13 protein-coding genes are annotated in these 12,712 nt (G+C 74.6%); 6 read left to right on the forward strand and 7 right to left on the reverse strand.

What is annotated here, in order from left to right:
- Nucleotides 1–79 precede the first annotated feature (79 nt).
- From ACSUPT_RS26445 to ACSUPT_RS26460, 4 genes are all read right to left on the reverse strand, one after another.
- Nucleotides 80–1,114, reverse strand: a complete 1,035-nt coding sequence (locus ACSUPT_RS26445; RefSeq protein ID WP_351967869.1) for a 2-dehydropantoate 2-reductase — start codon at nucleotides 1,112–1,114, stop codon at nucleotides 80–82.
- Between the two features lie 42 nt (nucleotides 1,115–1,156).
- Entirely contained in the window at nucleotides 1,157–2,668 is a 1,512-nt protein-coding gene (gene hpnR, locus ACSUPT_RS26450; protein ID WP_436945802.1) for a hopanoid C-3 methylase HpnR, read from the reverse strand.
- A gap of 88 nt (nucleotides 2,669–2,756) precedes the next feature.
- Entirely contained in the window at nucleotides 2,757–3,080 is a 324-nt protein-coding gene (locus tag ACSUPT_RS26455) for a CU044_2847 family protein (protein WP_351967867.1), read from the reverse strand.
- A gap of 104 nt (nucleotides 3,081–3,184) precedes the next feature.
- Nucleotides 3,185–3,379: a hypothetical protein gene (locus ACSUPT_RS26460; RefSeq protein WP_436945804.1), complete on the reverse strand. Its 195-nt coding sequence runs from the start codon at nucleotides 3,377–3,379 to the stop codon at nucleotides 3,185–3,187.
- 155 nt (nucleotides 3,380–3,534) lie between these two features.
- Between ACSUPT_RS26460 and ACSUPT_RS26465 the strand changes: the two genes are divergently transcribed.
- From ACSUPT_RS26465 to ACSUPT_RS26475, 3 genes are all read left to right on the forward strand, one after another.
- Nucleotides 3,535–4,203: a DUF998 domain-containing protein gene (locus ACSUPT_RS26465; RefSeq protein ID WP_436945805.1), complete on the forward strand. Its 669-nt coding sequence runs from the start codon at nucleotides 3,535–3,537 to the stop codon at nucleotides 4,201–4,203.
- Between the two features lie 72 nt (nucleotides 4,204–4,275).
- Complete coding sequence (locus tag ACSUPT_RS26470) at nucleotides 4,276–4,488, forward strand: DUF4287 domain-containing protein (RefSeq protein WP_351967864.1); 213 nt, start codon at nucleotides 4,276–4,278, stop codon at nucleotides 4,486–4,488.
- Between the two features lie 243 nt (nucleotides 4,489–4,731).
- Complete coding sequence (locus tag ACSUPT_RS26475) at nucleotides 4,732–5,658, forward strand: CAP domain-containing protein (RefSeq protein ID WP_436945806.1); 927 nt, start codon at nucleotides 4,732–4,734, stop codon at nucleotides 5,656–5,658.
- A gap of 201 nt (nucleotides 5,659–5,859) precedes the next feature.
- On the opposite strand, the gene ACSUPT_RS26480 is transcribed toward ACSUPT_RS26475, so the two are convergent.
- The gene (locus ACSUPT_RS26480; protein WP_436945808.1) at nucleotides 5,860–7,608 is read right to left on the reverse strand and encodes a sigma-70 family RNA polymerase sigma factor; all 1,749 of its coding nucleotides are present in this window, start codon (nucleotides 7,606–7,608) and stop codon (nucleotides 5,860–5,862) included.
- Nucleotides 7,609–7,829: 221 nt separating this feature from the next.
- On the opposite strand from ACSUPT_RS26480, the gene ACSUPT_RS26485 reads away from it, so the two are divergent.
- Entirely contained in the window at nucleotides 7,830–8,501 is a 672-nt protein-coding gene (locus tag ACSUPT_RS26485) for an SGNH/GDSL hydrolase family protein (RefSeq protein ID WP_399219919.1), read from the forward strand.
- Here the strand turns inward: ACSUPT_RS26485 and ACSUPT_RS26490 are convergent.
- Entirely contained in the window at nucleotides 8,467–9,234 is a 768-nt protein-coding gene (locus ACSUPT_RS26490; protein ID WP_403505422.1) for a peptidoglycan recognition protein family protein, read from the reverse strand. The genes ACSUPT_RS26485 and ACSUPT_RS26490 overlap by 35 nt on opposite strands.
- Before the next feature lie 225 nt (nucleotides 9,235–9,459).
- On the opposite strand from ACSUPT_RS26490, the gene ACSUPT_RS26495 reads away from it, so the two are divergent.
- Both ACSUPT_RS26495 and ACSUPT_RS26500 read left to right on the forward strand, forming a co-directional pair.
- Nucleotides 9,460–10,911 carry a WGR domain-containing protein gene (locus ACSUPT_RS26495; protein ID WP_436945811.1) on the forward strand — a complete coding sequence of 484 codons (1,452 nt, stop codon included), beginning with the start codon at nucleotides 9,460–9,462 and terminating at the stop codon, nucleotides 10,909–10,911.
- Entirely contained in the window at nucleotides 10,908–11,402 is a 495-nt protein-coding gene (locus tag ACSUPT_RS26500) for a hypothetical protein (RefSeq protein WP_351968460.1), read from the forward strand. The genes ACSUPT_RS26495 and ACSUPT_RS26500 overlap by 4 nt, the downstream gene beginning before the upstream one ends.
- A gap of 214 nt (nucleotides 11,403–11,616) precedes the next feature.
- On the opposite strand, the gene ACSUPT_RS26505 is transcribed toward ACSUPT_RS26500, so the two are convergent.
- Nucleotides 11,617–12,603, reverse strand: a complete 987-nt coding sequence (locus tag ACSUPT_RS26505; protein ID WP_436945813.1) for a sterol desaturase family protein — start codon at nucleotides 12,601–12,603, stop codon at nucleotides 11,617–11,619.
- Nucleotides 12,604–12,712 lie beyond the last annotated feature (109 nt).

Here is a 12,712-nt window from a genome sequence, read left to right on the forward strand (position 1 = left end):
CAGCCGCCCACCTGACGGCCGCGCCATCCGACGGCCGCCCACGCGACAGCGGCCACCGACGGCCGCCCACCGAGCCGCCTCAAGCAGCGCCCGCCGCCGCCCGCCGCAGTTCCTCGTACAGCTCCGCCGCCGACCAGCGGCGCGCCCCGCCCGGAGGGGCCGCCTCCGCCTCGCGCACCAGCCGGACCAGACGCGCGTTGACCGGGGCGGGCAGTCCGTGACGGGACGCGAGCGCCACGACCTCGCCCTGCAGCGAGTCGATCTCCGTGGGCCGGCCGCGCTCCAAGTCCTCCCACATGGACGACCTCGCCCGCGCGTCCACCCGCAGCGACGCCGCCGCGACCCGCCGGAACACCGCGTCCGGCAGCCGCAGCAGCCGCGGCGTCCACGACGCGGGCACCGGACCGAGCCGCGCCGGGACCACGCCCTCCGCCCGGTATGCCGCGAGCGCCTCCTCCTGGCACAGCGCCAGGCACCGCCGGTACACCCGCGTCCCCAGCTGCTCGCGCAGCGGCAGCCCGGACAGAGCGTTGACCGCGTTGTTCAGGTTCATCAGCAGCTTCGCGTACTGGACGGCCCGCATGTCACCGCGCGGCTCGACCTCCAGCCCGGCCCGCCGCAGCGCCGCCACCAGCGCCCCCGCGTCCGGCACGTCGTCGACCATCAGCGCGCCCGCCGTGCCCTGGTGGAACGCGGCCGGCCCCGTACGCACCACGTTGTACGGGACCATCCCCGTCAGCACCGCCGTGCCCGCGGGCAGGGCCGCGCCCAGCACCTGCGGGTTGCGTACGCCGTTCTGGAAGCTCACCACCACCGTGTGCGGGCCCAGGTGCGGGCCGATCGCCTCGGCGGCCTCCCGTGACGCCCCCGACTTGACGGTGACCAGCACGTAGTCGGCGCCGGAGACGTCCGCGGGCGCGCTGGACGCCCGCAGCAGCGCCGGGGCGACCCGCGCGTCCGGGCGCCCGCCGCCCGTCAGCCGCAGCCCCCGCTCCCGTACGGCCTCCATCGCGGCGGGACGGCCGATCAGCGTCACCTCGCAGACGGCGGCGAGGAGGCCGCCCAGATGGCACCCGATGCTGCCCGCGCCGAACACGGCGATCTTCAGTGGCATGCAGCCAGTGTGGCCGCCGCGCGGACAGCCGTCGAGGTGCCGTCACACGCCGTCCGCCTCCGGGGCCGGACGGCGGTGGACGGGGGAGGCGGGACGCGTGTGGATGAACAGCTCCTGCCGCTTGGGAGGCGCCGCCCGGTGCTCCGGCACCGGCAGCTCGTAGCGCACCGGCCGCCGGTGGTCGGCCAATTGCCGCTCCGGGTTGTACACGCGGCCGAACTTCCACAGCATCCGGGCGAAGTTCGTCTGCCCGCGCAGCAGGTTCCGGCCCAGCACCCCCATGGCGCCCACCGCGTTGCGCAGCCCCAGGTGCTTGCGGTTGAGGACGGCCTGGGTGCGCACCAGTTCGCGGTAGAACTCCTCCAGCGGCAGCTTCGTCGGGACGACGGCGTGCTGGATGTCGAACAGGCGGTAGTCCCGCGTCGTCAGCTGCCGCGCCTCCGTGTGCCAGATCTCGGTGCCCGGGTACGGCGTCATCACCGTCAGGTGGACGATCTCCGGCACGCTCAGCGCGAACTCCCGCACCACGCGGAACCGCTCCCTGTCCCAGGCCGGGTCCACGATCAGGTTGATGGCGACCATGATGCCCATCCGCCGGGCCGCCTCCAGGGCGCGGAAGTTGTCGTCCGGGCTGACCCGCTTGCGGTACAGGTCCAGCCCCTCGGCGTCGATCGCCTCCATGCCGAGGAACATGTACCGCAGCCCCAGCCGCGTCCAGCGTTCGAACACCTCCGGATGGCGCAGCAGCACATCGCTGCGGGTCTCCAGGTAGTACTGCTTCCTGATGCGGCGCCGCTCCAGAGCGGCCGCGATGCCGTCGCCGTGCTCCGGCTTGATGAACGCCACGTCGTCGACGATGAAGACGTTCGGCTCCCGGATCGACGCCATCTCGTCGGCCGCGGCCTCCGGCGACGCCTTGCGGTAGCTGCGCCCGTAGAACGTCCACGCCGAACAGAACGAGCAGTCCCACGGGCAGCCGCGGGTGAACTCGATCGACGCGCACGGATCCAGCTCCCCGATGAAGTACCGGTTCCGTTTGCGCATCAGGTCGCGCGCCGGGCGCGGCCGGTCCAGGCTGTCCAGCAGCTTCGGCGCGGGCCCGCACCCCTCCGCCGAGACGACACCCGGAACGGTGCCGAGACCGCCGTCGCGCGCCGCCTCCAGCAGCGGAGCCACCGCGGGCTCGCCCTCGCCGCGCACGACGGCGTCCACCGCGCCCTCCGCCTGGCGCAGCACGTGCTCGGCGATGAACGACACGCTGTGCCCGCCGAAGAACACGAAGCACCCCGGAGCCGCGGCCTTGGCGCGCCTGGCGATCTCGATGGCCTCGGGGATGTTCGCCAGGTAGTTCAGGGAGATGCCCAGCGCCTCGGGCGCGAACGACCGCAGCTCCGCGTCGAGTACGGAACGCGGCAGCACCTGCAGGTCCACCACCCGCACCTGGTGCCCGGCGTCGCGCGCGGCGGCCGCCACCCGCTCCAGGCCCAGCGGCTCCAGCCGGAGGAAGATCTCCGAGTACATCAGGGCACTCGGGTGGACGAGCAGCACGCGCATGGGGTTCTCCAGCCGTGTGGCGAGGGGGGTGTGCGGGTTCGGGGTCTCGGATCGCGGCTCGGGGTCCGCCGGGCAGTCGCGGGTCGGCTCAGCCGTGCCGCCGCCACACGAGGTGGACGGCGAAGTTCACCTCCGCCATGCCCTTCGCGACGACGACGCCGGCCTCGCCCCCCACCTTCAGGCCGAAGTCCACCGCCGCCTCCTCCGGCCCCAGGCGGCGCAGCGTGTCGAATATCTTCGCCAGGGCGGGGCCCAGCTGGTCCAGGGCCTCCTGGAGCGACACCTGCGCCCGGGCCGCGACCGACCCGCCGGGAAAACCCTCCGGCTCCACCGGCAGCAGGTCGTCGTCGACCTCGAAGACGGCCGTGCCGTCCTCGCCGTCGCCCACGTCGATCGTGATCAGCTGCGCCACGAGGCCAGCCTCACCCAGCCGCGCCCCCGCCGCACCCCGGACCGCCCGGAGGGACGACCCCACCCCTCCCAAGGCCCCGTCTCCCGGTGGACCGGGCGGTGGCGTCACTCGTTCAGGGCGTCGTACACCGTGGCGCCGTCGGGCATCCAGGGGAAGGCGATCGAGGGGAAGGCGGCGGAGCGGTCCCGGAGACCGAAGGCGAGGACGGCGAGCAGCGCCAGTAGCCCGGACGCGAACCGCGCGGGCGCCGGGCTGGCGGTCCAGGGACGACCCGCCTCCAGCTGCGCACGAGACGGCACCGCCCGCCTGCCCGCGGTGCCTCGCCGGGCGGCTCCCACCCTCCGCCCGACGCGTGTCCCGTCAGTGTGATGCAGGTCACGCTCTCCCCGTCGATGACTTCACCGCCCGCCCTCGGTCATATGTGCGACCGAAACGCGAACGAGGAAGGCCCGACATGACCCAGACGCTCAGCGCACGCCCCCACGCCGACCACAGCTCGTCCACGTCGGGGTCGGCGGCTCGTGGGCTGATGGCCGGAGCGGTCGTCGCGGGGCCGCTGTTCCTCGCGGCGGGCATCGCCCAGGGACTCGTCCGCGACGGGTTCGACTTCGGGCGCAACGCGATCAGCCAGCTCGCCCTCGGCGAGGCGGGCTGGATCCAGACGGCGAACTTCCTCGCGGCGGGCGCCCTGCTGATCGCGGGCGCGGTCGGGCTGCGCCGCGCGCTGGGCGGCGGTGCGGGCGGCACCTGGGGGCCGGCCCTGGTCGGGGTCTTCGGCGCGTCGTTCTGGGCCGCCGCGCTCTTCCCGGCCGACGCGGGCGCGGGCTTCCCCGCCGGCGCCCCCGCCACCACCGCGATGAGCGGCCACGGCCTCGCGCACATGCTGGCGGGGACGGCCGGCTACCTCGCTCTGTGCGCGGCGCTCGTCGTCCTGGCCCGTCCGCTCGCCGCCCGCGGCCACCGCGGCTGGGCCGTCGCCTCCCGCCTCGTGCCCGTCGCCGTCCTCGCCGGATTCATGTCCTCGGCCGTCTCCGTGCTCGCGTTCACCGCGGGAGCGGGCCTCGGCCTGCTGTGGCTGGCCGCGGTGACGGCCCGCCTGGCCATGACCCCGGCGCGCCGCTAGACGACAGCGGGCCTCGCACGTCTCATCGACAACCTCAAGATCATCCAGTTCGTCCAGCAAGAAGGGCATCTCATGACCGACACGGTGAAGGGTCCCGCCAGCTACTTCCCCTCCATCGAGAAGAAGTACGGCCGCCCGGTCGCGGAGTGGAAGGAGCTCATCCGCACCTCCCCGCTCACCCGGCACATGGAGCTGGTCGGCTGGCTCAAGTCAGAACACGGCCTGGGGCACGGCCACGCCAACGCCCTCGTCGCCCACACCCTCGCCGAGGACGCCGGCAGGTAGTCGGAAACGCCCGCCCAGACCGGCACTTCCGCCGAGCCGGTCCGGCGGCGGGCGGGGGCGCTCTGCGGCAGCGGGGTCGGTCCGGGGCGTGCGTACCGGGCGGCGGTTTCGCTGGGCCGGTCCAGCAGGTAGCTTTCGCGAAAAAATCTTCGAGGAAAGTGTTGTCGCCGCCGCCGCGCCCGATCTCCCAGTCGCCGGACCACAGCCGGCACCCCTTGCAGGAGAGCAGAGAGCGGAGTTTCCGTGCAGCACCCCCGAGACCCCCAGGACCACTCCGGCGCCACGCGGCGGGAGGCGGCCCGGCACGGGCGGCGTCGCCGTTCCGGTGGCCGCCGGGCCGCGGCGGCGCCCCACCGCCACGCCAAGCGCCGCTGGAGCTACCAGGGCATCGGCACCGTCGTCGCCGGTACGGTCGCCGTCGCCGCGGTGGCGACCGGGACGTTCGTACTCGGCGGCACCGGCGACGAGGACGGCTCCCTGGCCGCGCGTACGGTCGCGCCCGTTCCGTCCCTCGACGGCCGCGTGACGGGCATCCCCGCCACCACCCCCACCCGGAGCGCCGGCATACCCAGCGCGCCGCCCTCGGCGTCGGCATCGCCGTCCGCGAGCGCGAGCCCCTCCGCGTCCCGTCCGGCGCCCACCAAGTCCGCCGCGGCCTCCGCCGCCGCGCGCCCCGCGGCCCCCGAGAAGCGCCGCACCGCCGCGCCCACCCCGCGCGCGGAGGGCGCCGACCCGTACCGGTTCCGCACCTCCCAGCCGGGCGGCTCCGGCGGAACCGGCGGGGGAGGGGACCACATCAGTCGTGTCATCGAGCTCGCCAACGCCGAACGCGCCAAGGCCGGCTGCCCCGCCCTGCGCCCCAACAGCCTTCTGCAGAAAGCCGCTCAGGGCCACGCCGACGACATGGCCGCCCGCGACTACTACGAGCACGACACCCCCGAGGGGCTCAGCGCGGGCGACCGGATCGAGGCGGCCGGCTACCGCTGGAGCACCTGGGCCGAGAACATCCACCGCGGCCCCGAGGACCCGGCCACGGCCGTGCGCGACTGGATGAAAAGCCCCGGCCACCGCGCGAACATCCTCAACTGCGCCTTCCGTGACATAGGTGTCGGCGTCAACACCCGTTCCAACGGCCCCTGGTGGGTGCAGAACTTCGGCGCCTCCGCCTAGGGCCTGTCTTTCGGATCTTCCCGGGGCCGCGGGGCCTGGCACGCACGTCTGCGGCGTTGTCGTCGGTCGCCAGTGCTCCGCAATGGCTCCCTCCTCCGCCTTGCATCCGCACGCACCATGCCCCGCTCACCCACAGGCAAAGACACCGCGCCACGGAGTCGGGCTGATCCGAAAGACAGGCCCTAGCGGGCGCACCGCGGCTCACGCCGGGCCGGCCAGGGTCTGCACCCACACCGTGCCCTCCGGCCCCGGCACCGCCGCCACGCCCGTGTCCCGGTACTGGCAGCCGAGCATGTTCTCCTCGTGGATCGAGCCGTCCATCCAGTCCTCGACGACCACCGCCGGGTCCTCGGGCCCCTGGTGCAGGTTCTCCGCCCAGGCGCCCGCCTCGTACCCGGCCTCGGCCATCCGCGTGTCCGCGTGGCGGCCCTCCGGGTCGGCGTGCGCGAAGTAGCCCCGCTCCACCATGTCGCGCGCGTGGGCGCGGGCCGCGGCGGTCAGCCTCGGGTCCAGGCGCAGCGGGGCGCACCCCGCCTCGGCGCGACGGGAGTTCACCAGCGCGGTCAGCCGCTGCGCCACGCCCGGCGCGGTCCGCGGGCCGACGGTGGGGGTCGGGGTGGGGGTTGGGGTGGCGGTGGGGCTCGGGGGAGCGGTCCGCGACGGGGAAGGGGACGGGGACGGGGAGGCCGTACGGGACGGGGGCGGCGCGGCGGACGGCGTGACCGGCGCGGCCCTGCCCCCGGGCGGCCCCTCCGTGAGGGGCGCGGGCGCCTCGGGCGCCACCGGCCACAGCGCGGCCAGCAGCAGCCCGCCGACGACCGCGCCTCCGACGGCAGCGGGCAGCCGCCAACGCGCCCCGCCCCCGGAGGGGCCGGCCGGACCGGTCAGACCCCGCGCGGCCTCCGCACCCGATCCGCTCTCCGCAGCGCCGCCCACACCGGGCTCCCCGCCGCCCGAGCCGTCCGCGCCGGACCGACCGCCCACCGCGCCGCCCATGCCCGGCTCCCCGCCGGAAGGGCCGGCGGTGCCGCCCGGGCCGGAACCGGCCGCTCTCGCCTGCGCGGGGGACGACCAGACGGCCGCGGACCCGCCGTCCGCCACCGTGCCCGCCGTCCCGTCGGGCAGCCCCGTCGACGCCGCCGTCACGGCCGTCGCGCCGCCCCCGGCAGCCGGGACCGGCGGGTAGCCGGCCAGCGGTACGACCAGGGCGAGGCCGGCCAGCAGGCCCTCGGCCGGGATCAGGTCCGTCCAGTGCCCGCCGCAGGCCCGGCAGCCCCGGACGTGCCGTGCCACGCGCTTGCGCCACACCGGCGCCGGCCGCCCGTCCCAGTCCTCCGTCAGCCGCGCCAGCGCACCGCACCGGGGCTTCGCCGCCAGGGCGCGCACCACCACCCGGCCCGTCTCCAGCTGGGCCTTCATCCGCTGCACCCGCACCGCCGCGTGCCGCGCCGGCACGCCCAGCGCCTCCGCCAGCTCCGCGCGCGTGAGGCGCCCCGACGCCTCCTGCCACCACAGGGACAGCAGTTCCCGGTCGTCGTCGTCCAGCCACCGCGTCGCCTCGGCGACCTCCCGCCGCTGCCCGGAAAGCCCCAGCCGCAGGATCGTCAGGTCCACGAAGTCGCCCGACGGATCGGGCCGTTCCGCGACCCGCTCCAGCGTCGCGACCGGTGCCTGCTGGCGGTCGTTCCAGCGGCGGCGTATCTGGTTCATCGCGATGGCGACCAGCCACGACCTGAACCGGGACGGCTCGCGGAGCCCGCCCAGCCCGTCCAGCGCCCGGTACATGGTGTCCTGCACCACGTCGTCGACGTCGGCGTGCCCGTCCAGCGCGCGCCCCACCACGTTGTAGACCAGCGGCAGATAGTCCTCCACGAGCTGTGCGCGCGCCCGGCCGTCACCCGCCCGGGCGGCGCTCACCAGCTCCGGTATGTGCTCGCTGTCCCTGTGCATGCCTGCCTCGCCGTCGTTCGCGTACGTCCTGTCGTAGGGGGACCCGGCGGCGCGGCCCCGACAACAGAAAACAGCCGACCTTACGCAGTGGGCCCCGTCCGCCGAAACTTTCGAACGCGCGGGCGGCCTCACGGGCTCTTGCCGAGGGCGGCGCGCGGAACTTACGTTCCCTGTGAAACCGTCCAGGTCCGGCCGCCAGGCCCCAGGCTCACGGAGTGCCCATGCCGCTCAACGTGCCCGCCGGTTCGCACCTCCTCTTCCAGGGCGACTCCATCACCGACGGCGACCGCGACCGGCTCCCGCACGCCCATCCGAACGCGGAGCTCGGCCACGGATACGTGTACCTGGTGGCGGCCCGTGCCGCGGCGCGGGCCCCCGGCCACCGCTGGCGGTTCACCAACCGCGGCGTGAGCGGCGACAAGGTCACCGATCTGGCCGCCCGCTGGCAGGCGGACGCCCTCGACCCGGCCCCCGACGTGCTGTCCGTCCTCATCGGCGTGAACGACGCCTGGCGGGTCGTGGACGGCGAATCCGACGACCTCGACGCCGAAGGGTTCCGCACCGTCTACGACGCGCTCCTCACCCGCACCCGCCTGGCGCTCCCGGACACCCGCCTGCTGCTGTGCGAACCGTTCAGCCTGCCCGGCGGCGCCGACGCGGACTTCGACGCCGCGCTCGCCGCGCAGGTGCAGCTGCGGCAGAAGGCCGTCGCCGAACTCGCCGCCGCCCACCGCGTGGAACTCATGCGCCTGCAGGCGGTGTTCGACGAGGCGGCGCGGCGGGCGCCCGCCACCCACTGGATCTACGACGGGGTGCACCCCACCCCCGCGGGCCACCAGCTGATTGCCGACGCGTGGGTCAGCGCCGTTGCAGCCGGGCCGCACGCGCGCTGATGTCGGGAAGCCTCGCGTACAGCGCGGCCCCCGGGCAGCGGGTGGCGTAGCCGTCCACATGGCCGCTGACGACCGGCAGCACGGCCGTCGTCCCCTCCGCGAACCGCGATTCGTCGCTGGTCGAGACGAGGGTGACCGTGCCGCGCGGATCGGCGCCCGCCGGGTCCAGCTTCCAGGCGATCAGCCGGGCGATCGCGTCCAGCATCGGCTCGGGCACCTCCGCGCCCTCGGAGAACGTGCCGATCGCCGCGATCCCGACGGTCCCCTCGTTGAGGCCCTTGGTGTGCGCGCCGACGACGGCCCGGTCGACGCCGCCCGCCCGGCCCTCGTAGATGGTGCCGCAGGCGTCGACCAGGAAGTTGTAGCCGATGTCGTCCCAGTCGCGGCCGTACGCGTGCCCCGCGTACAGGTCCCGCAGCGTCGCGGGGACGGCCGCGCAGTCGTAGCCGTTGGGGGTGCTCGTGTGGTGGATGACCGCCGCCCGCACCGCCGGCGCGTACCGGGCGGCGGGCGCCGTCGACACGGCCTCCGCGTGCCACGCCGTACGCGGCACGATCACCGGCCGGGGCCCCTGGTGGCGGGCCGCGCGGTGCGGGGACGTGCCGCGGGCCTCCGAGGCGCCGGAGCCCGCCGGGCCCGACGACGGCCCCAGCAGCAGACTCGTCGTCACCAGCGCGCCCAGTACGCCCAGGGACACGCCCGCCCGTGCCCGGCGGGTCCGCGGCAGCCGCATGCTCCCCGCCTCCTCCGCGTCAACCGTCCCGCGGCCGTGGTCCGCCTCCTCGTCGTCACCATCGTCGCCGACCCCGTGGCGGGCCGCGCGCGGTGGTGCTCCGTACGGGAGCACCCGCCCGGCCGGGTCCGTGACCGGGTGATTGTCAGTGGCCCGTCCTACGGTTTTTCCAGTGGGACCCGCGGGACAGGCCGCGGGTCCGCCCTGGGGAGGGGTCTGTCAGTCATGTCTGCTGCTGTGTCCGCCGAGACGACGTACCTGGAGCTGTCGCAGGACGGCGGCGGTGCGCACAAGTTCTACGAGGTGACCGTCGACGGGCAGGTCGTGACGGTGCGGTACGGGCGGATCGGCGCCGCCGGCCAGACCCAGACCTCCACGTTCCCGACGGTGGAGAAGGCGCGCGCCGCCGCGGCGAAGAAGGTGGGCGAGAAGGTCCGCAAGGGGTACGCCCCCGCCGTTCCCGGCCGGCGGGCCCCGCGCGCCGTGACCCGCCGCCAGGTCGCCTCGGCCCCGTCGACGGCCCGCGCGGTCGCGCCGGTGCTGTGGCGGTTCCGTACGGGCTCGGCCGCGTTCGGCATCCACGTCGACGACGAGCGGTGCTGGGTGGGCAACCAGTCGGGCGACGTCTACACGCTGGACCACGACGGCGCCGTCCTCGCCCGCTTCAGCCTGCCCGACGGCGTCAAGTGCCTGGTCGCGGACGACTTCTGGATCTACGCGGGCTGTGACGACGGCCGGGTGTACGACCTGTCGTCGAAGCTGCCGTTCGCCGCGTACGACATCTCGGCCGACGTCGACATCTTCTGGCTCGACATCCACGAGGGCGTGCTGAACGTGTCGGACCGCGCCGGCCGGCTCACCGTCATCGACCACGAGGACGAGCACCAGTGGGCCCGGCGCAGCCAGGGCGAGCACGCCTGGATGGTCCGCGCCGACGACCGGGCCGTCTACCACGGCCACCACCGGGGCGTCACGGCGTACGCGCCCGACGGCGGCGGCGAGCTGTGGCACACGCAGACCAGGGGCAGCGTGCTGTTCGGCTGGCAGGAGGACACCGCCGTGTACGCCGGCACCGCCCACCGGGTCGTGCAGCGGCTGTCGAAGGACGACGGGCGCGTCGAGGCGACGTACACCTGCGACAGCGCCGTCTACGCGTGCGCCACGTCGCCCGGGGGCCGGTTCGTCTTCGCCGGGGACGCCGCGTCGTCCGTGTACTGCTTCGACCGGGACGGCACCCGTCTGTGGAAGCTCGGCACGGGCGGCGGCTCCGCCCTGTCGATGCAGTACCGCGACGAGCGGCTGTACCTGGTGACGACGGACGGCTCGCTGGTCTGCGTGGACGCGAGCGAGGCGGCGATCGAGGCCGCCCAGCGCGGCACGGTGCCCGTCGCCCGGGACGTGAAGCTGGCCGCCGCGCTGCCGACGTACGCCCCGGCGACGGCCCCGGCCGCGGTGGCGACCGTGACGGACGCCCCGGCGGGTTCGGTCGTCGTGGAGTGCGTCCAGCAGGGCGGCAGGCTCCGCGTGCACGTCGTGTCCGAGGGCTACGAACCGTCGTGGAACGTCCAGTTCCCGCGCGCCATACGGGAGCCCGGCGCCCGCTACGTGGTGGACGCCCTGCACGCCGCGGCGGGCGGCTTCTACCGGGTGCGCGGTGACATCAGGCGGCTGCGGTGACCGGGGCGGGCGGCGCGTTCGAGGCGGCCACCGGGGACGGGCCGCCGCGCCCCGACCCGCAGGCCGACGCGGCGGCGGCCGAGCGGCGCGCCAACGAGGTGCGGGTCGCGTACGAGGGGCTGCTGCAGATCCGGCGGCTCACCAACCTCCGGGGCGGCGACCCCAGGGCCGTACCGGCGCCGTGGGAGCGCAACCAGCCGGTGCGGGCGGTCGCCCTGGCGCTGGAGGCCGCGGGCATCCCGCCGTCCGCGCTGGACGCCGAGGGGCGCAGGGTCGGCACGGGCTACCGGGTCGGCCCCGGCGAGCGGCCCGGGCAGGTGCGGGTCGAGTGGCTGGGCCCGCCGGGCGGCGGCGCCCCGCAGGAGGAGGAGGCCGCCCTGGAGCGGTGCGCGCGGGCCCTGGAGCGGCTCGGCTGGGAGGCGCTGCTGTACCGCGGGCCGCGGCGCCGCCGCCACCTGGAGGTCGAGCCCCTGCCGAACGAGGACGGTTGACGTGCGGGCCGGGCACCGGGCGGCCTCGGGTACGGGGGCGCGGGAGGCGTCGGTCGCCGTGCCGGCCGTGCGCGCCGCCGGGGCGGCCGGCGGCCTACAGGTCCACCACCGGGGCGGCGGACGTGAGGGACACAGCGAGCGGGGTACGGAGCCGGTAGACCAGCGCCGTCGACGGGGTCGGGGCGGACCCGTGGGCCCGCCCCGGACAGTGCGGTTACGGCTGCGGCTGTCGTGGCGCCGTCGCGGCCACGGCCGGTTCAGCCGGTTCAGCCGGTTCAGCCGGTCCTGCCTGTGCCGCCGGTTCCGGCTCGCTCCGCACAGGGAGCTTCGAGTAGCGGAAGGGCGCGACGAGCAGCCCCAGGTACGAGTCGGGCATCTTGACGTTGTCGGCGAGGCCGATCTCCTCGGGGGGCCTGCGGTCCTTCGGCTTGTAGAAGGTGCCGAAGAGCAGGTCCCACACGACGACCTTGCCGCCGTAGTTGCTGTTCGCCTCCGAGAGGTTGCGCGAGTGGTGCCAGCGGTGGGTCTCGGGCCCGGGGACGAGGTAGTTCAGCGGGCCCAGGCGGATGTCCATGTTCGAGTGCATGGTGACGCCGTGGCAGTTGTAGAAGGTGAGGAGGATGATCAGGCCGGAGACGCTGTGCAGCGTCCAGCCGGTGAGCGCGAGCGGGAAGACGATCGCGACGTCGTCGAGGAAGAAGTCGACCGGGTGGAAGCGGGCCGAGTTGAGCCAGTACAGACGCTCGGAGCTGTGATGGACGGCGTGGAAGCGCCACGCGACCTTCGACTGGTGCACCCAGCGGTGCATCCAGTAGTAGAAGAACTCACCGACGAAGAGGGCGAGCACCGCCTGGGCCACCGGATGCCAGTCCGTGGGCCACAGCGTGTAGCCCAGGTCCTGGGAGAGGTACACGGAGACCGCGAACAGCCCGGACAGGAAGAGCGGCTCGATCAGCCGGGCGACCCCGAAGAGGGCGACGAGGCTGGAGGTCGCGTCGGTCACCACGTCCTTGCGGGACCGGTTCCAGCTTTCGTAGAACGGCTGCACCCGTTCCAGCACGGCCACATAGACCGAGGCGAAGACAGTGACCATCGGAACGATGAGCAACTGCGGAAACGACGTGTCGACCAGGCATATGGCGGTGCCGAGCGTCACCGCCATGAGGAAGGGGTAACTCAGGTACCTGATGGCGAATCTCACGGCTCTGCGCCCACCCCCCATCTCTTCGTTCATCGCTGATCCCACGCCTCTGTTCCTTTCGCCGTACGCATGCCGGTTGACATGGTTGCTGTGGCATTCGTGAAAGTCA

This window comes from Streptomyces sp. SudanB25_2051 (assembly GCF_964272635.1).
Classification (GTDB): domain Bacteria; phylum Actinomycetota; class Actinomycetes; order Streptomycetales; family Streptomycetaceae; genus Streptomyces.